General features: G+C 38.4%; 18 protein-coding genes. 13 read left to right on the top strand and 5 right to left on the bottom strand.

Annotated features, from left to right (window positions below):
* The 7 genes from QL989_RS18300 to QL989_RS18270 all read left to right on the top strand — a co-directional run.
* Nucleotides 1–701: transglutaminase-like domain-containing protein (locus QL989_RS18300; protein ID WP_290171549.1), on the top strand; the 701-nt coding region annotated here is incomplete at its 5' end.
* A gap of 129 nt (nucleotides 702–830) precedes the next feature.
* On the top strand, nucleotides 831–1,058 hold the full coding sequence (locus QL989_RS18295) for a hypothetical protein (RefSeq protein WP_290171547.1): 228 nt from the start codon (nucleotides 831–833) through the stop codon (nucleotides 1,056–1,058).
* 299 nt (nucleotides 1,059–1,357) lie between these two features.
* On the top strand, nucleotides 1,358–3,535 hold the full coding sequence (locus QL989_RS18290) for a M4 family metallopeptidase (protein WP_290171546.1): 2,178 nt from the start codon (nucleotides 1,358–1,360) through the stop codon (nucleotides 3,533–3,535).
* An 88-nt stretch (nucleotides 3,536–3,623) separates the two neighbouring features.
* Complete coding sequence (locus tag QL989_RS18285) at nucleotides 3,624–5,477, top strand: M28 family metallopeptidase (RefSeq protein WP_290171544.1); 1,854 nt, start codon at nucleotides 3,624–3,626, stop codon at nucleotides 5,475–5,477.
* 96 nt (nucleotides 5,478–5,573) lie between these two features.
* A complete protein-coding gene (locus QL989_RS18280) occupies nucleotides 5,574–7,490 on the top strand; it encodes an ATP-dependent DNA helicase (protein ID WP_138606522.1) in 1,917 nt (638 codons plus the stop codon).
* 8 nt (nucleotides 7,491–7,498) lie between these two features.
* Nucleotides 7,499–8,200 carry a tRNA (adenosine(37)-N6)-threonylcarbamoyltransferase complex dimerization subunit type 1 TsaB gene (tsaB, locus tag QL989_RS18275; protein WP_138606520.1) on the top strand — a complete coding sequence of 234 codons (702 nt, stop codon included), beginning with the start codon at nucleotides 7,499–7,501 and terminating at the stop codon, nucleotides 8,198–8,200.
* Between the two features lie 73 nt (nucleotides 8,201–8,273).
* Nucleotides 8,274–8,603 (top strand): hypothetical protein, encoded by a 330-nt coding sequence (locus tag QL989_RS18270; RefSeq protein WP_138606518.1) that lies wholly within the window; start codon nucleotides 8,274–8,276, stop codon nucleotides 8,601–8,603.
* A 114-nt stretch (nucleotides 8,604–8,717) separates the two neighbouring features.
* Here QL989_RS18270 and QL989_RS18265 read toward each other — a convergent pair whose 3' ends face one another.
* A complete protein-coding gene (locus QL989_RS18265; protein ID WP_290171543.1) occupies nucleotides 8,718–10,007 on the bottom strand; it encodes an alkaline phosphatase in 1,290 nt (429 codons plus the stop codon).
* A 186-nt stretch (nucleotides 10,008–10,193) separates the two neighbouring features.
* Between QL989_RS18265 and QL989_RS18260 the strand changes: the two genes are divergently transcribed.
* The 3 genes from QL989_RS18260 (at nucleotide 10,194) to rnd (ending at nucleotide 13,993) form a co-directional block, all read left to right on the top strand.
* On the top strand, nucleotides 10,194–11,045 hold the full coding sequence (locus QL989_RS18260; RefSeq protein ID WP_290171542.1) for an alpha/beta hydrolase: 852 nt from the start codon (nucleotides 10,194–10,196) through the stop codon (nucleotides 11,043–11,045).
* A 114-nt stretch (nucleotides 11,046–11,159) separates the two neighbouring features.
* Nucleotides 11,160–12,812 (top strand): long-chain-fatty-acid--CoA ligase FadD, encoded by a 1,653-nt coding sequence (gene fadD, locus QL989_RS18255; protein WP_290171540.1) that lies wholly within the window; start codon nucleotides 11,160–11,162, stop codon nucleotides 12,810–12,812.
* Between the two features lie 50 nt (nucleotides 12,813–12,862).
* Nucleotides 12,863–13,993, top strand: coding sequence for a ribonuclease D (gene rnd, locus QL989_RS18250; protein WP_290171539.1), 1,131 nt, complete (start codon nucleotides 12,863–12,865; stop codon nucleotides 13,991–13,993).
* Nucleotides 13,994–14,047: 54 nt separating this feature from the next.
* On the opposite strand, the gene minE is transcribed toward rnd, so the two are convergent.
* Genes minE through minC form a run of 3 tightly spaced genes read right to left on the bottom strand, consistent with a single transcriptional unit; the run spans nucleotide 14,048 to nucleotide 15,832 of the window.
* Nucleotides 14,048–14,311, bottom strand: coding sequence for a cell division topological specificity factor MinE (minE, locus tag QL989_RS18245; RefSeq protein WP_008111532.1), 264 nt, complete (start codon nucleotides 14,309–14,311; stop codon nucleotides 14,048–14,050).
* Nucleotide 14,312: 1 nt separating this feature from the next.
* Nucleotides 14,313–15,122, bottom strand: a complete 810-nt coding sequence (minD, locus tag QL989_RS18240; protein ID WP_138606508.1) for a septum site-determining protein MinD — start codon at nucleotides 15,120–15,122, stop codon at nucleotides 14,313–14,315.
* A 5-nt stretch (nucleotides 15,123–15,127) separates the two neighbouring features.
* Nucleotides 15,128–15,832: a septum site-determining protein MinC gene (gene minC / locus QL989_RS18235; protein ID WP_138606506.1), complete on the bottom strand. Its 705-nt coding sequence runs from the start codon at nucleotides 15,830–15,832 to the stop codon at nucleotides 15,128–15,130.
* A gap of 156 nt (nucleotides 15,833–15,988) precedes the next feature.
* On the opposite strand from minC, the gene QL989_RS18230 reads away from it, so the two are divergent.
* Entirely contained in the window at nucleotides 15,989–16,270 is a 282-nt protein-coding gene (locus QL989_RS18230; RefSeq protein WP_198522596.1) for a YcgL domain-containing protein, read from the top strand.
* Complete coding sequence (locus QL989_RS18225; RefSeq protein WP_198522595.1) at nucleotides 16,263–17,279, top strand: lytic murein transglycosylase; 1,017 nt, start codon at nucleotides 16,263–16,265, stop codon at nucleotides 17,277–17,279. Before QL989_RS18230 ends, QL989_RS18225 begins: the two co-directional genes overlap by 8 nt.
* Before the next feature lie 57 nt (nucleotides 17,280–17,336).
* On the opposite strand, the gene QL989_RS18220 is transcribed toward QL989_RS18225, so the two are convergent.
* Nucleotides 17,337–17,885 carry an HTH domain-containing protein gene (locus tag QL989_RS18220; protein WP_010388849.1) on the bottom strand — a complete coding sequence of 183 codons (549 nt, stop codon included), beginning with the start codon at nucleotides 17,883–17,885 and terminating at the stop codon, nucleotides 17,337–17,339.
* Nucleotides 17,886–18,101: 216 nt separating this feature from the next.
* Between QL989_RS18220 and adhP the strand changes: the two genes are divergently transcribed.
* Nucleotides 18,102–19,112, top strand: a complete 1,011-nt coding sequence (adhP, locus tag QL989_RS18215; RefSeq protein ID WP_290171537.1) for an alcohol dehydrogenase AdhP — start codon at nucleotides 18,102–18,104, stop codon at nucleotides 19,110–19,112.
* Nucleotides 19,113–19,211 lie beyond the last annotated feature (99 nt).

The following is a 19,211-nucleotide window of genomic DNA, read 5'->3' as shown; positions in this document are numbered from 1 at the left end:
TTTTTCAATGTTTTTTTACTCTTAAAAACATAGTTAAAATATATATAATTACAATAAATACATTCGTAAAGGGGACAGGTTTGAAGCAGTACTTACAAAATGATGCTTTTTTCAATCACAAGCATAATGAAATTAATAGCTGGCTAAAAAAGGTAAAAGGTAATGACGAACGCACTAAGGCCGTTTCAATATATTACCTTGTAAGAGACGGAATTAAATATGATCCTTTTACACTTTTAGATGGGGCAAAGTCACTAAGTAGTGATTATTGCTTAAATAATAAAGCAGCATATTGTATTCCAAAGGCATCATTACAAATAGCATTAAGCCGAGCTTGTGATATTCCTGCACGATTAGGTTTAGCTGATGTTCGTAACCATTTGAGCACTCCTAAATTAGATGAGTTACTAAAGAATGAAGTGTTTACAATGCATGCTTACGTGGAGCAGTTTATTGAAGGTGAATGGGTTAAATCGACCCCTGCTTTTAATAAGGAACTATGCGACTTAGTTAAAATAAAACCGCTAGATTTTGATGGGGTTAATCATTCTTTATTTCATCAATTTACTACAGATGGTAAAAAGCACATGGAATATTTAAAAGATCACGGTCAATATGCTGTAATGCCAACAGCATTTATTAATCAAAATTGTGAGCTTTATTACCCGCATTTAAAGCTTAATTTTAGCAATATTGAATAATGTATTAATTGATATGACGGCAAGAAAATTTAATGAATATTTTACAGCTGCCGATAACATTAACAGTATTGCGTTATTTATCAACAGTTTTATATTTATAAAATTACGCCTAACCTGCTGGAGGTACACATGGATATAATGATCCCCTATTTAGGGCAAATTACCCGTTTAGCGCTTGAATCTAAAGGTGCTTTTCATATTGCAGGAGTGCAACAAAGCGCTAGAGCAAAACAAGTTGAACTTGAAGAGCGTAAAAAGAAAGAGATAGAAAAGCAAAAAAAAATATCGACAACAAATGCTGATGAACATAATAAAAATACCGATGATAACGATAAACACCTCGATACATGGGCATAATAATTGAATATGCCCTCCACTTTTTCGTAATTTTTATTACGTGCCTTTTTTTACAAATTACACACTCGATTCTGTAACTTTAAATTTACAAATTGAATATTTAAAATTCATTAAAACGAAATTAAAAATCATTCCGCATTGATTTTTAACACTTTATTTTTGTTGGCTCATACTTTAATTGTAAATTTTTTGTTTAATTTCCATTTGGTTGTTTTGTGACCTACGCTGATCCTGAATCGGGAACAGGTAGTGCCGGTTAGTATAAATATACTATTAACAAAACAAAATGGAGCGTAACCGTGAATTTATCAAAAATCACAATAGCAACCCTTGCGGCTTTTACACTAGTACAAGCACCAGCAGCGGTAGCTGCGAATAAAAAATACCTTAGTGAGCAGTCAAATAACATCAATAAAGCGCAAAGTGGTGTTGTATCACTTAATGATACTAACCTAGCTGCAAAAATTGGCTTGGAGTCAGGGAATAAATTAGTCGTAGTAAAAGAAATTAAAAGTAAAAACGGAGATATAACCAAACGATATCAACAGTTCTTTAACGATTTACCCGTTATAGGAGATACCGTTAGCTTAACATTCAAAAATGGCCAGCTAAAACACTCTCACGGCGCTGCTGTTTATGAGCTTGCTACAGATATTAATAGCGTTACTCCTAAGTTAAGTAAAAATAAAGCAATTACAAAAGGGTTGCAACAATCAGATATAGCAATAAAAACCGCTGATTTGAAAAAGTATAATGAAAAATCTCAACTAGCAATTTGGCTAGACGAACAAGGTACTGCTCATTTAGTTTATGAGGTGTCTTATGTAACTTATGGTCGAAACCCTGCGAGACCTTATCAAATTATTGATGCAAACAATGGAGATATTCTATTTAGCATCGATAACCTCCAACATGCTGATGCGACTGGTCCAGGTGGAAACTTGAAGACGGGCAAATATGTTTATGGCACTGATTTTGATAGTTTGAATGTAACTCAATCGGGCAGTAATTGCGTGATGGAAAATAGTAACGTTAGAACTATTAATTTAAATGGTGGGACGAGCGGAACAAGTGCTTATTCATTTACCTGTCCTGAGAATACCTTTAAAGAAATTAATGGTGCTTACTCACCTTTAAATGATGCACATTATTTCGGCAACGTAATTTATAACATGTATAACGATTGGATTGGTACGCCACCATTATCTTTTCAATTAAAAATGAGAGTGCATTATAGCAACAATTATGAAAATGCATTTTGGGATGGCAGTGCAATGACTTTTGGAGATGGTCAAAATACATTTTATCCACTTGTAAGCTTAGATGTATCAGCCCATGAAGTAAGCCATGGGTTTACCGAGCAAAATTCAGGTCTGATCTATAACAGCAAATCAGGCGGGCTGAATGAAGCTTTTTCTGATATGGCAGGTGAGGCTGCAGAGTATTACATGAAAGGAAGTAATGATTGGCTTGTAGGTCAAGACATATTCAAAGGTAATGGTGCTTTGCGATACATGAATAATCCAACACAAGATGGGCGCTCGATTGATAAACAAAGCGATTATACTAGTGGTATGGATGTACATTACAGTTCAGGTGTTTACAACAAAGCGTTTTATAACCTAGCCACGACTGCTGGATGGAATACAAAAAAAGCATTTGAAGTGATGGCGCGTGCTAATCAACTGTATTGGACTGCCAGTACTAACTGGGATATAGCCGGTAATGGTGTTATGGACGCAGCCTGTGATCTAAACTACGACACACAGGACGTAAAAGCGGCGTTAAGTGCTGTTGGTGTAAACTCTAGTTTGAGTGCTGGTAGTTCGTGTGATTCAGGTTCCGAAATAGAAGCGCTTTCAAATGACATCCCACGTACGGGGATCAGCGGTGCAGCCAAACAACAAATATTCTTTACGCTTGATGTGCCACAAGGTGCAGGTAACTTATCATTTACCACATCAGGTGGAACAGGCGATGCTGATTTGTATGTAAAATTTGGTTCTAAGCCAACGCTAAATAGCTTTGACTGTAATAGCACAACGTCAACAAGTAATGAAAGTTGCGCTATCGGTAATGTTCAAACCGGTACTTATTATGTAATGGTTGAGGCATGGAATCAAATCTCAGGAGTCACATTACTTGGCAGTTATGATGGCGATACTGGGGGTACAACGCCTATAAATCGAACTGAAGAAAATGTAGCTGTAAGCTCTGGAGGCTGGACTCGATTTACGCAAAGTTTAGGTTCAGGTTATAGCATACTGAATGTTTCAATTGCGGGTGGCAGTGGCGATGCGGATTTATATGTAAACTTTGGAGCAGCATCAGATACAAATACTTATGTTTGTCGCCCATATAAAAATGGCAATAACGAAAGTTGTACTATCGATAATCCACAAGCAGGGACTTGGCACATTGATTTACAAGGATACCGCAATGCAAGTGGTGTAACGCTTACTATTCAAGCTAACTAAATCAATTCCTAGGGGAGCGTCCGCTCCCTTTTTTATCTTAGTCATATCACTTTCTATGAATATAGCTTGATTTAAAAGGAATCAATTTATGAAACGTTTATTAAATATTGCGTTAGTTAGCGCTAGCGCCTTAATTGTTCAACCACTGTATGCACAAGACAACGAAAATATATGGGTGACAATAGATCCTATTGCAGCAAAGCATTATCAGCAGACTAAAAAAACAGTAAGTAAATCACATCAATCATTAACTATTCATGCAACTGAGCTAGATACCGTTAATTTTTTAAAGGTTAAGACCTCAGATGTAGCACAGCTGAGTGAGTTTATGCATGATAATTACCATCGGTGTGGTGGTTTTGTAGCGCATGAATCACTAGATGAAGCAAAACAATATACTGAACAGTTGGCAGCTGTGCAAAACCAAAACACCTTAGCTTTTGATTATAATATTGATAATGCGCAAACAACACAGCAACTAATTAATCGTATTAGCCCTAATAATTTAACAAATACTGTTAATTCAATGAGTAGCTTTTACAATCGCTACTATACAACTCAAACTGGGATAGATGCATCTCAATGGTTAAAAGATTATTGGCAACAGTTAGCGGCAAGTCGTAGCGATATCAGCGTTGAATATTTTACTCATAGTTGGGCGCAGTCGTCGATTATAGTCACAATACCTGGGGAAGAAAAAGCTGATGAAATTGTTATCATAGGTGGGCATTTAGATTCAATTAACCAATCAAACCCTACAAATGGACGTTCTCCTGGTGCCGATGATAATGCATCAGGTATCGCTGTATTATCAGAAGTACTAAGAGCAATTGTTGATAATGACTACAAGCCGCAAAGAACAATTCAAATAATGGGCTTTGCAGCTGAAGAAGTTGGCTTAAGGGGGTCAAAAGCGATTGCCTCAGCATACAAATCACAAGGAAAAAATGTTGTTGGTATGGTGCAGTTTGATATGACTGGTAATAACGGAAGCAATGAAGATATTGTGATGATGACAGATTACACAACAAATGCTCAAAACCAGTTTCTAGGTCAGCTAATCGATACTTATTTGCCCTCTGTTAGTTACGGTTTTGACCAATGTGGATATGGATGTTCTGATCACGCATCTTGGTATCAACAAGGGTTTACAGCATCTATGCCATTTGAGTCGAAAATGGCTGATATAAATCGATTAATTCACACCATTAATGACACTAATTTTGACGCTGATCATGCTAGTAAGTTTGCAAAATTAGCTGTTAGTTACATATCGGAAATGGCAAAAAATGCAGGCGATGTGATCCCTCCAATTGGCGACGAATTACAAAACGGTGTTACGGTTGCTAGTATAACAGAAAATGCAAAAGCGGAACGTGTATTCACATTAAACGTACCTGATAACGCGACTAACTTAAACTTCATTACATCCGGTGGTTCTGGTGATGCCGATTTATACGTAAAGTTTAATTCAGTACCTACCTTAACAAACTTTGATTGCAAAAGTACAACCTCTTCAAGTAATGAGAGTTGTGAAATAGGTAATGCCCAAGCGGGAGTTTATTATGTCATGGTTCAAGCATGGAATGCGATTACGAATGTTTCTTTAACCGGTAGTTATAACGAAGGTAACACAGCAGAACCTATCAATCGTGTAGAAAATAATATTTCGGTAGCAGCAAACAATTGGAGCCGATACACACAAAATCTTGATGCTGGCTATTCGGCATTCACAGTTAATATTAGCGGGGGCAATGGAGATGCTGATTTATATGTAAATTTTGCAAGCCCATCTACAGAATCTGTTTATCAATGTAGGCCATTTAAAAATGGTAATTTAGAAACTTGTAATATTGATAACCCACAAGCAGGTACTTGGTTTATAGATTTAAAGGGCTATAGTTCTGCAAGCGGAGTTACCTTATCTATTACGGCACAATAATAATTAATAGGGGGACAATGCCCCCCTTATTATATAACTTAATTACTTGCCCTTGATGTTTCGCTTACGTAGAATCCCGCTATTATTTTTTACAAAGTGATTGGTATTATCAAACAGCTGTTTAGTGCGACCGGGCCTTTGGCTTTATCAATAGATGGATATACACCACGCCAGCCTCAAATCGATATGGCGGTGGCTGTTGATGATGCATTAAAAACCCGAGCTCAACTTGTTGTTGAGGCAGGTACTGGCACAGGTAAAACCTTTGCCTATTTAGCTCCCGCTCTTAAATCTAAAGGTAAAACCATCATCTCAACGGGTTCTAAAGCACTGCAAGAGCAGCTTTATCATCGTGATTTACCGGTATTAGTAAAAGCCTTAGGTGCTGCTAAGAAAACGGCCTTGTTAAAAGGGCGTGCCAATTATTTGTGTACGTATCGACTAACTCAGCATGTGGCACACGTACCAACAGACGACCCTGATGTTATGCATCAGCTTGCTATGGTTGCAAAGTTTGCCAGTGAGACCCACAGCGGTGATCTTGCCGATTGCATTGGTATTGAAGAAGACGCCAAAGTGCTACCTTATGTAAGCTCAACCGCTGATAATTGCTTAGGCAAAGAGTGCCCTGACTTTCAAGAATGCTATATTCGCAAAGCGCGTTTAAAAGCGGCTGATGCCGATGTTGTAGTAATAAATCACCATTTGTTTTTTGCCGATATGGCGGTAAAGGAATCAGGTTTTGCAGAGCTTATGCCTAATGCGGATGCCTACATATTTGATGAAGCTCACCAATTAAGCGAAATTGCCAGTGACTATTTTGGCGAAACAATGAGCACCAAAAAGCTGGTGGATTTAATTAACGATTTGCGCGCTATTTATCGCGCTGAAATCCCCGATATGCTGCAATTAGGTAAAAGTTTAAATAAACTCGAAACCAGTGTCGCTGATTTAAGGTTGCAGTTTGGGGTAGATGGTAGCCGTGGCGATTGGCGCGAAAAGCTCAGTAATAAGCTTATTTGCTCGGCATTACATCGCGTTATTAGTGATTTAGAATTTGTGTATCAGGTTTTAAAGTTATGCTTAGAGCGCAGCGATAAAATAGAACATCCGTTTGAACGAGTTTTGGCTTTTAAAGGCCAGTTAGAACGTGTATTTGATACCGCCCAAACTGGGTTTAGTTACTGGTACGAAACCACTAGGCGCTATTTAACAATAAATATAACGCCATTAAACGTATCGGCAAAATTTGCATTGATGATGAAAGAATCTGGTGCGGGGTTTGTATTTACCTCCGCCACGTTATCGGTCGACAATGAACTGAGCCACTTTAATGCAAGCCTTGGCTTAAAGCCAAAGCAAAGTATGATGGTGGATAGTCCGTTTGATTATGCCAATCAGGCGTTGCTGTGCTTACCCCGTTATTTACCACAATCGCATGAAGATAATATGCCTCATGCTATTGTAAAACTGACTTTAGAGCTCATAAAGTCGGCTAAGGGGCGTTGTTTTGTGTTATTTACTAGTTATCGTATGATGCATTTAGTGGCTGAGGGTTTAACGACGCAAATGGACTACCCAGTTTATATGCAAGGGCAAATGTCTAAACGAATTATACTAGAAAAATTTACTCGCCATGGTAATGCGGTATTGCTGGGCACCGCGTCATTTTGGGAAGGGGTTGATGTACGAGGCAGCACCTTAAGCTGTGTTATTATAGACAAGCTGCCATTTGCTGCACCTGATGACCCTTTACTGCAAGCCAAAATGCAGGATTGCCAAATGCAAGGTAAAGACCCGTTTGCACATATTCAATTACCCCAAGCGGTGATTGCATTAAAGCAGGGGGTAGGTCGCTTAATAAGAGACAACAAAGATAAAGGCGTGTTAGTGATTTGCGATAATCGCTTAGTTACACGCCAATATGGACAAGTATTTTTAAAGAGTTTACCGCCAATGCGCCGTACACGAAGCTTAGAAGATGCCAATACATTTTTAAAACATATTAATTGAGTACAAAAATGATCAAAAGTAATATTCTCGCCCTAGATGCTTCTACAGAAGCATTATCAATTGTTTTGCATTATCAGGGTAAAACGTTTCATCATTTTGAAGAGTGCCCGCAGCAGCATAGCCAAAAAATTCTGCCACTTATTGATGAGCTACTAGGAAAAGCCGGTTGTAAACTAAAAGATTTAGACGTAATAGGATTTGGCCAAGGCCCAGGTAGTTTTACTGGCGTGCGCATAAGCGTAGCCATTGCACAAGGTCTTGCGTATTCAACTAATTTACCATTAGTCGGGGTATCTACTTTAGCAGTCATGGCACAGCAGGCATTAGAACAGTTTGGTGCTAACGATGTTTATTCTAGTATTGATGCGCGTATGGGAGAAATATATTTTGCTCAGTACCAAGCAAAAGATGGATTGATGACACTTAAAGGCGAAGAGCGAGTATTCAAACCTGAATTGTTAGATGCAACCTTGATAGATATAAACATTGATGCTGCAGGCGTAGGGACGGGGTTTAAAAGTTATCCTGATTCATTAACGGCATTTAATAATGTAACCATACAGTCAGAAATAAGCTTACCGGATGCACACTATATGTTGGCACTAGTAGAGGCGCAGTACCTTGCAGGTAAGGGTGTACAAGCCAGTGATGCACAACCAAAGTATGTGCGTGACACGGTAACATGGAAAAAATTACCGGGCCGAGAATAAGACAAACACGGTTGTTTGCAAATTAAGCGATTTTAAATCATAATTTAGTTATGTTGTTGGTTGGAGAAGCGCTGTGTCGCTACCTATAAGTTCTGGTTTTTTCACAGGTGATATACCTGGTAATGTGCGTTCTACTTCGGTAGTACCGGTGCAGCCTGAACGAGTACTAGAGCAAGCCAAACCACAAAAAACTAATACCGATTATGTCAAAAGCAGCCCTGAAGGGCTTGAACTTGCAAAAGAGTTTACAAAAGCGAACAGCAAAGACAATCAATACAGCCAAACTATTTACGATCAACCCTCAGCCCAAGTAAGTAAAGCGATTTCGACTTATACTGAGTTTGCTAATTTAGAGCGAAGAGCTGAAGTTCAAAATTTAATTGGTGTTGATATATACGCTTAGCTAATACCAATCCTCAAAATAGACCGCTTAAATAAAAGAATTGGTATAAAATGAAAATAAGCAAATAAAAAGCCCGAATGAATCATTCGGGCTTTTTTAATTTCATTACTGAGATTATTGTTCTATGTAACCAATCAATTTTTTAGCTATATCGGTATTATTTTGAGAGCCAACAAAGTCATCACTATTTTTGCCATAAGCAAATACTTGTACATCAGACGCTGTATGGCCGCCCGTTGTCCAACCTGTAAAGCTTAAGTCATTAATGATGCTTTTAACGGCTAAGTTTAGGGTTTTCTCACCCATAGCTTTGGCTTGTTTAAGCTTAATTTCGTTTTCAGCTGTAAACTCAATGCTCGTATTTTCCTGCCATACCTTTTTAAGGTTATCTGACTCCATTAACAAATTGGTCAATGTACCCGCAGTGGCTTTAACACCTTTGATGATATCTGTTTCCCATTTATATTGGCCATGTGCACCAATAGTTAAACCACCTGTTGAGTGGTCTGCCGTGATCACCAAAATAGTGTCTGGGTTCTTATCTACATAGGCTTTAGCCGTTTCGATTGATTTAGCAAAATCATCCATTTCAGCCATTGCACAGGCAATATCATTTGCGTGGCCACACCAATCAATTTGGCTGCCTTCGATCATCACAAAAAAGCCTTTATCATTTTGCCCATCAAGCAAATCAAACGCTTTAGAAGTTAACTGCTTTAATCTTGTTGGGTTTTCATCAAGAGCAAATGGTAAGCCTTTAGGTGCATATAAACCTATAGCAGGCACTTGAGTGATTTGACCAAGGTTTTGAATATCATCGCCGTATTGATATCCAGCTTGTTTAAACTCTTCAACTAAGTTTCTGTCATCACGAATAAAGTACTCAGTGCCACCGCCTAACATTAAATCAACCGGTAATTTACCTGCAATTTTATTGTCAATGTAGTCATTGGCAATATCATCGTAGTTTCTTCTTGATTCATTATGTGCGGCAAAACTTGCTGGTGTTGCATGGTTTATTTGTGAGGTAGCTACTAACGCTGTTGTCATTCCTTGCTCTTTTGCAATTTCTAGCATGGTTTTAACAGGCTTTTTAGCTGTATCGACGGCAATAGCGCCATTATAACTTTTATGGCCGCTGCTAAGTGCAGTTGCACCTGCTGCGCTGTCTGTAACATAGGTATGGTCATCTGGATACGTGTGCGCCATGCCTTTTAATATGGTATCAAAAACCGTGGTTTCTATTTCTTTTGTTGTTGGGTCATCTTTGTAGTATCGATAAGCGGTTGTGAAAGCAGGACCCATGCCATCACCAATCATATAAATAACATTTTTAGGCGCTGTTTGAGCAAATGCTCCTGTTGTTGTACATAAAAGCGCTAATAAGCCGAACTGTTTTTTCATTGTTTGTACCCTTTAAGTGTACTTATTTTAATAGCGACTATTATTGTATACTGATGACGAGATAAATAAATGAATATGTTTATGAAATCTCCAATTTAAGTATGTGTTCTATAAGCTCGGTTCTATTATTTGTGTATTATCTCTTGTATGTTATTGCCATATCCAAACAAAAAGTAGAGGTTTGCATTGCAACCATTTTCTGTAAAAGCTAACGACTTAGATATACATGGCCTTCAATTTGGTAACGGTGAAGAGGTTGTTATTGCACTTCATGGTTGGTTAGATAACAGTGCTAGCTTTGCACCTATGCTAACTGACGTACCGTCAAATCAAACATGGTATTGTATTGATTTTGCAGGGCATGGACTATCATCTTGGCGAAGCCCTCAGGCACATTATTACTTTATTGATTATGTGGATGATGTTTATGCCTTAATCACAGCGCTTAAATTAAAAAAGGTACACTTGGTCGGGCATTCGATGGGGGCGATGGTCGCGGGTTTATTTGCGAGTTGTTTTAACGAGTATGTTAAATCCGTTTCTTTTATTGAAGGAATAGGCTGCGTTACCACACAAGCAAATGAAGTCGCTTCGCAGCTAAGAAATGCCATACTTAACCGGGCACGGTTAACGATTAAAAAATCAAGGATATACACTTCAAAAGAGCAAATTTATCAAGCGCGTGCAAAAACAACTGATTTAAATGATAAATTAATCGCTTTGCTGATGGACAGAAATATAAAACAAATGCACAGTGGGTTTGAGTTAACGACTGATCCTAAGCTTAAAAATCACTCAGGTTTTCGATTTGATGAAGCGCAATGTATTGGTGCAATAAAAGAATTAATTGCACCATGTCAATTAATATTAGGTGATAAAGGTTATCCATTTGTAAAACAAAATTTAGACAAGTATAGTAAATATTACAATAACTTGAGTGTAATAGATGTGCCTGGTGGACATCATTGCCATATGCAAAGTAGTGGGCTATGTTTTGAACACATTCACGCATTTATGGTGCAAAGTAGTGCATGTTAATTGTATATTACCGATAAATGTGGGATTATCTCTAGATTAGAGTATTTGCTCAATTGTGAAAGTGCCTTACTTAGATTAAGGTTAATAAAAATATAATTATAACAGGGGCTAAGAGTGGAAAAAATCTGGCTTAAGCGCTACCCAGAAGGTATGCCTGAAACAATCGATCCTGAGCACTACAACTCGTTACTCGAAGTGTTTGAAAAAAGTTTTAATGAATACAAAGATTTACCTGCATTTACTAATATGGGTAAAACATTGTCTTACAACGAAATAGATGCTGCAACAAAACGCGTTGCCGCCTATATCCAAAACGATTTAGGATTAAAAAAAGGCGATAAAGTCGCTGTGATGATGCCTAACTTGTTGCAAACCCCTATTGCTATTTTAGGTATTTTGCGTGCAGGATGTGTTGTAGTTAATGTTAACCCGCTTTACACCGTACGAGAGTTAGAGCATCAGTTAAAAGATTCTGAAACATCAGCCATTTTTATACTTGCTAACTTTGCTGTCACTCTTGAAAAAGCGCTGCCCAACACCGACGTGAAACATATTGTGGTTACCCAAGTCGGTGACATGATGGGTGGTCTTAAAAAGTATTTAGTTAATTTTGTCGTTAAGCATTTCAAAAAAATGGTGCCAAGCTACACATTACCTAACACGATTAACTTTTGTGATTTGTTAAAAGCAGATCCAACTGGTTACAAACGTCCAGATGTAAACCTTAGTGACTTAGCATTCTTACAGTATACAGGTGGAACTACCGGTGTATCAAAAGGCGCTATGTTGAGTCATGGCAATATGGTAGGTAATCTTGAGCAAGTATCTGGTTGTTTAGACAAAGTGCTTGACCGTGGTAGTGAAGTAGTTATTACTGCGCTTCCGCTTTATCATATATTTGCATTAACAGCGAACTGTTTAGCATTTATGAAATACGGTGGCTTAAATGTTTTAATTACTAATCCACGTGATATGCCAGGATTTGTAAAAGAGCTTAGTCAGCATAAATTTACAGCTATTACAGGTGTAAATACTCTGTTTAATGGCTTATTAAATACTCCAGGTTTCTCTGAACTTGATTTTAGTCACCTTAAAATGTCACTGGGTGGCGGTATGGCCGTTCAACGTCCAGTTGCCGAAAAATGGCAGAAGGTCACTAACAGCAAATTAATGGAAGGCTATGGTCTGACAGAGTGTTCGCCATTAGTTACAATTAGCCCATATGATTTAGAGTCTTATAATGGCTCTATTGGCTTACCAGCGCCAAGTACCGATATCAAGCTAATGCTTGATAGCGGTGAAGAAGCGGCTAAAGGTGAACCGGGCGAGTTATGGGTTAAAGGCCCACAAGTAATGCTTGGTTATTATAACCGTCCTGACGCAACCTCTGAATGTTTAAAAGATGGCTGGTTTGCTACCGGTGATATTGCGACATACGATGATGAAGGCTTCTTCTATATTGTTGACCGTAAAAAAGACATGATCATTGTGTCAGGCTTTAATGTATTCCCAAATGAGATTGAAGAAGTGGTTGCGATGCACGAAGGTGTATTAGAAGTTGCCGCAATTGGTATTCCTCATGACATTAGTGGCGAACAAGTTAAAGTTTTTGTTGTGAAAAAAGACCCTTCTTTAACTGAAAAAGATATAATAAAACATTGTCGTGATAATTTAACTAATTATAAGGTTCCTAAACTCGTTGAGTTTAAGGATGAGTTACCCAAAACTAACGTGGGTAAAATTCTCAGAAGAGCCTTAAAAGATTAGCAACTATAAAAAAGCCGACATTAGTCGGCTTTTTTATTGTAGGAGACTCAGTGCACTACCAATTGATCCAAAACCAAAATGAGCTAAATACGTTTGTAGAACAAATAAAAAACAAACCCATTCTTGCTATTGATACCGAGTTTATGCGCCGCCGTACTTTGTATCCCGAAGTTGCACTAATTCAAGTTTATGATGGCGAGCATTTAGCACTCATCGACCCGCTTGCAGAGCTTTCCTTGTTTGATTTTTGGCAGATACTTAAAGATCCAAACGTGTTAAAAGTACTTCATTCTCCTTCAGAAGATATTGAAGTTTTTCAAAAATACGCAGGTTTCGTTCCTTATCCATTGTTTGATACTCAGTTTGCACTTCAGCTATTAGGGGAGGGTAACTGTATGGGGTTTGCCTTAATGGTAAAAACCTTGTTGAATATTGAAATTGATAAAAGTGAATCGCGTACCAATTGGTTACAACGTCCTCTCACTCAAAAACAACTTGAATACGCTGCGGCCGATACGTTTCACTTACTGCCTTGTTTTGAGTTAATTATAGACAGCATTAAAGCGGCCGATTTATTTGATATTGTTATTAACGAAAGTGAATTAGTGGCAAACAAGCGTGCTTTTCAAACACCAGATGAACTGCTTTATAAAGAGATTAAAAATGCATGGCAGCTTAAGCCGCATGAATTAGCTGTACTTAAAGAATTAGCCGTGTGGCGAAGAGATAAAGCAATTCGTAAAAATCTTGCGCTTAATTTTGTTCTTAAAGAGCACAACATGACTGAAATCGCTAAGCGAGGCCCATCGAGCTTAAATGCGCTTAGACAAATTCCGGGTGTTGAACCTATTGAAGTGAATCGTTCAGGGGTTGAAATTTTGAAGTGTATTGAGCAAGCTAAAGCTATCCCACCTGAACAGCACCCAAAAGTACTAAAGCGTTTAATTGATTTTCCTACATACAAAAAAGTAGCGAAAGAGATCAAACAAAACATTACTAAGGTTGCAAAAGAGCACAACATACCAGAAGATGTAATGGCCTCTAAAAAGCAAGTGAATCAACTTATAAGTTGGAACTGGAAGCTAACAGATGAACAAAAATCACAGCAGATAAAACCAGATCTACTCAATTCTTGGCGCTATGAATATCTTAAAGATGCACTCAAAGAGTGGGATAATTAAAGTTTACAAGACGAGTTAAAACAGATGAAAAAGGGCGCTTAGCGCCCTTTTTCATTATTTCTTTTCTTCGTCAGGTAGTGTGACATTGAGCTCGAGTACGGCTAAATCATCTTCATTTTGATCAAACTGAACTTGAACTGCATCGGCGCCTACATTCACGTACTTGCGAATGACATCTAATATATCTTGCTTTAACTGCGGCAAGTAATCAGGTGTACCACGCTGAGAACGTTCGTGCGCGACTATGATCTGCAATCGCTCTTTTGCTAATGACGCACTGTTTTTCTTTTCTGAGCGGAAGTAGTCAAGTAAAGACACATTAACCTCCAAATATCCGTTTGAATAAACCCTTTTTCTCTACATCTAAAAATCTAAATTCAACCGTCTCGCCTAATAAACGACTGATCGCATCAGCATAGGCTTGACCTGCGTCTGATTCGCCATCAAGAATAACGGGTTGTCCTGAGTTAGATGCACTAAGTACTGCTTGAGATTCAGGAATGACACCTAGTAAGTCGATAGCTAGAATGTCCTGGATATCTTCAACAGATAGCATTTCACCTTTTGATACACGATCTGGATTATAGCGTGTTATTAGCAAATGCTCTTTAATGTTTTCCAAACCTTCTTCAGCACGTTTAGATTTACTGTGTAAAATTCCTAGTATACGATCTGAGTCTCTTACTGACGAAACTTCTGGATTAGTGGTTACAATTGCTTCATCAGCAAAGTACATGGCCATCATAGCACCGGCTTCTATACCTGCAGGAGAATCACACACTATGTAGTCAAAGTCTTCTTTTAACTCATTGAGAACACGTTCAACGCCATCACGTGTGAGTGCATCTTTATCGCGTGTTTGCGATGCAGGAAGTAAGAATAACTTCTCTACACGCTTATCTTTTATAAGTGCTTGGTTAAGGTTGGCTTCACCATTGATTACATTGACAAAGTCATACACTACGCGACGTTCACAACCCATAATAAGGTCTAAATTCCGCAGGCCGATATCAAAGTCAATGATAACAGTCTTATAGCCTTTCAATGCCAAGCCTGTACCAATTGCTGCGCTTGATGTTGTTTTACCAACACCCCCTTTACCCGAGGTAACGACAATTATTTTTGCCATGAGATTTATCCTTTAACCAAAGCTGAAATTTCTAAAGATTCATTTTTTTGTTGTATTTGAACTGCGTTACCCCAGTGTTCACCTTGCAGTGAGTCACTGATCCAGTAATTACCATTGATTGAAACGAGTTCTGCTTCTAATTTATTACAAAAAATGTATGCGTTTTCTAGCCCTTTCGCACCGGCGATTGCACGGCCGCGTAGGGTTCCATATATATGTACATTGCCATCTGCAATTACTTCTGCACCATGGCTTACTGCGCCTAATACCACTAAGTCACGGTCTTTGGCGTAAACCTGTTGCCCTGAGCGAACTGCACCATTAATAATTTGTGCTGGTAAATACACGGTTTTTTCAACCACTGACGTATTAGGCTCTACTCTTGGAGGTTCACTCTTAACGTCTTGTGAATAGTTTAAAACAGATAAGCCAGCAGCTTTCGCTTGTTTGTGCTGCTCATCAGAACCATTACATACACCCACCGCATTAAAGCTCATACGTTCAATAAGTGATTTTAAGTGAACAAAATCAATAGGATTATTTTTTACTTCAATTAAATTCACGACAATGGGGGCACCCTCAAAGAATTTTGGGGCTTGGGCTATTTTTATATACAGTTGTTCTGCTAAAAGGGGGATATCAGTACTATAAAGATGTAAAACTGATAACGTAAAAAGGTTGCCTTTTAGCTCAAAAATTTGGTCCGACATAGATGCTCAACTGGATTGTCTTGTTAGTGTGAAATTTTTATATAAACCTAGGCTGAACAAGGCGTTTATTGTAGTTTTCACTCTAATTTTTATAACTTATTATTATTGCCATGTTATAGTGTGTAGCACTGTTAAGCAAGATTTTATAGGGCCATAATGCTAACTGCGGTATATAAAAGTAAGAAAAAAGCAGATACTTTCTTATTTATTGAAAAAAGAGACGATTTTAGTAAAGTTCCGGAACCTTTAATGGCCATGTTTGGTCAACCTCAGTACGTGATGATCATTAACTTAGCTAAGCGAACTCAACTAGGCGTAGCGGATTTATACACTTTAAAACAGTCGCTCAGCGACCAAGGCTATTATTTACAAATTCCGCCACCAGAAGAAAACTTGCTGAGTGAATTAAGAAAACAAAACGGAGTAGATAGTGATTAAAAAATTAGCAGTTGTATTGTGTGGTATCTGTTTAAGCTCATCGGTGATGGCAAAAACCCAAGCTGAGTTTCAACAATACCTTACTAATTTAAAGCAAGAGGCAATAGCGAAAGGTTACGATACTCAGTTAATTGAGCAAGCATTTGCCACTGCTTCTTACAAAGAAAAAGTGATTTCAGCAGATAAAAATCAGCCTGAAGTAAAAGAAACACTGGAAACATATTTACCAAAACGAGTGCCTCAATGGAAAATTGATCGCGCGCGTAAGTTGTACAAAGAAAACCAAGACGTTTTAGAGAAGGTCGCAAAAGACTTTGGCGTCCAAGCACGCTTTATTGTAGCTATTTGGGGCTTAGAGAGTAATTTTGGTGCCATTCAAGGTGGCCACAACGTGATTTCATCTTTGGTAACACTGGCTTTTGATGGGCGCCGTGAAGCATTATACAAGCGCCAATTATGGGCAGCACTGGATATATTAAAGTCGGGTCATATTACGCTTAATAAATTTAAAGGCTCATGGGCAGGTGCAATGGGGCAAACTCAATTTATGCCAACCTCATTTAATGCCTATGCTGTAGATTACAACAATGATGGTCGCAAAGATATTTGGACAACTAAGGAAGACGCGTTTGCCTCTATTGCTAATTACTTAAAGCAAGAGGGCTGGAATGACAACTTAACCTGGGGTCGCCAAGTTCAATTACCTGCTGATTTTGATCAGCAGTATATTTTAAAGCGCGGTACTAAAACACGTAAGCAATGGCTTGAATATTGGAACAATTCAGAGCGCTCACTCGCTGATTGGCAAGCATTAGGGGTTCGTCGTGCTGATGGCAGCGATTTACCAAATGTTGCTGTGGATGCTGCACTAGTGATGCCTGATGATGAAAATGGGCGCATGTATTTAGCATACGACAACTACAAGGTATTTATGCACTGGAATCGGTCATATTATTTTGCAACCAGCGTGGGCTATTTGTCAGATAGAATTGCTTATCCAAAAATTTAAATAAAGCAAATAACTAAAAAGCCGCAAATTGCGGCTTTTTTGTGAGTGACCTATCGACTAAATTTCTTTTTTAAATATTTTATCTTTTAGGTCAATGACTTTGCCAATCCCTGAACCTAGTTTCATTAGCTTATTAAGCTGCTCAGGAGTTAAACGTTGTAATTCTGACGACCATTTAGTTACTGTTTCAAGTAAGTTATGGATTTCGCCCATTTGTTTTTGAGCGTAGATTTCATCGTCGTTACTTGCTTCGTCTAGTAAGTTATCCCGGAGTAAACTTAGTGTCGGCTCAACTTCACGTTTTTTGCGCTCTTCGAATACGCGATTTGCCATATCCCAAATATCGCCTGCAGGGGCATAGTACTCTTTTCTATCTCCTGGGATATGCATTACTTTGATCAGTTGCCAAGATTGTAATTCTTTGATCCCCATACTCACGTTACCGCGAGAGATACTTAGCGCATCAGCGATTTGATTTGCCGTCATCGGGTCTTTAGTGATAATCAATAAACCGCACATTTGTCCAATGGTGCGATTAAATCCCCAGCGGCTGCCCATCTCACCACAATGCATTACAAAGGCAAAGTTTTTTTCTGATAATGTCATTGTTACAAGTTTCAAAAATAAATGAAATCTATGCTAGCACGCTGGTTAGGTATGGCAAGACTTAAGCTGGGATAAAAAGCCACGTTTTACGACTAATGATTGATATAGATTAATATCTAAGCATTTATAGTGAGGTATGTTGCGGATATGCAACATGACATTGTTATTTAACGACCTTGTTGAATAACAAAATTTTTTATAAACGATGGAATGACTATGAAAGCAGCAATAAATACAGAATATAAAGGCAAGTTAGCGATCACCGATTTGCCTATCCCAGAAGTAGGTCCTAACGATGTCCTAGTAAAAATAGCCGCTTGTGGTGTGTGCCACACTGATTTACACGCATGTCATGGCGATTGGCCGGTAAAACCAAAAATGCCATTAGTACCTGGGCACGAAGGTGTTGGTGTAATAGAAAAACTAGGAAGTAATATTAAGCACTTAGAAGTGGGCGATAGAGTAGGCGTACCATGGTTATACAGCGCATGTGGCCATTGTGAGTTTTGTTTAGATGGACGCGAAACCTTGTGTTTATCGCAACATAATACGGGTTACTCTATTGACGGTGGGTATGCAGAATACTGTTTAGCTCATGGTGACTACATCATCAAAATACCGGAAGGCTTAGGTTTTGCTGAAGCTGCCCCCTTATTTTGTGCGGGCGTAACAACGTATAAAGCTTTAAAAGTATCTGGCGCTAAACCAGGTCAATGGGTTGCTATTGTCGGTGTGGGTGGTTTAGGGCACTTAGCAGTGCAATATTCAAAAGCAATGGGCTTTAATGTTATTGCGGTAGATACTGGTAAAGAGAAAATGGCGCTAGCTAAAGAGTTGGGTGCTGATATTACGCTTGATTTTAAAGAGGTGGTGCCCAGTGAGGCCATTTTTGAGCAAGTAGGTGGCGCGCATGCTGTTGTTTGTACGGCAGTATCAAAACCAGGGTTTGAACAAGCATATAAAAGTGTTCGCCGAGGGGGAAAATGTGTATTGGTTGGTTTACCGCCTGAAGATATGCCATTGCCAATTTTTGACACCGTATTAAATGGTGTTTCAGTGGTTGGCTCTATTGTAGGTACGCGCAAAGACCTGCAAGAATGTCTTGAATTTGCTGCGCAAGGCAAAGTAAAAGCTATCATTGAAGAGAAAAAACTTGAAGATATTAATGAAATTTTTGATGACATGCTTAAAGGCGAAATAAACGGTCGCATAGTTGTTACGATTTAATATTAAGTTTTTACATGAAAAAAGCACGGTATCTCAATTGAAATACCGTGCTTTTAAATTATTAAATTATTAAATTATTAAATTATTAAAGTGTGTAAC

The sequence above is a fragment of the Pseudoalteromonas sp. APC 3224 genome (genome assembly GCF_030407535.1).
In the GTDB taxonomy this organism is placed as follows: domain Bacteria; phylum Pseudomonadota; class Gammaproteobacteria; order Enterobacterales; family Alteromonadaceae; genus Pseudoalteromonas.
This window is presented reverse-complemented; position numbering and strand designations above follow the sequence as displayed.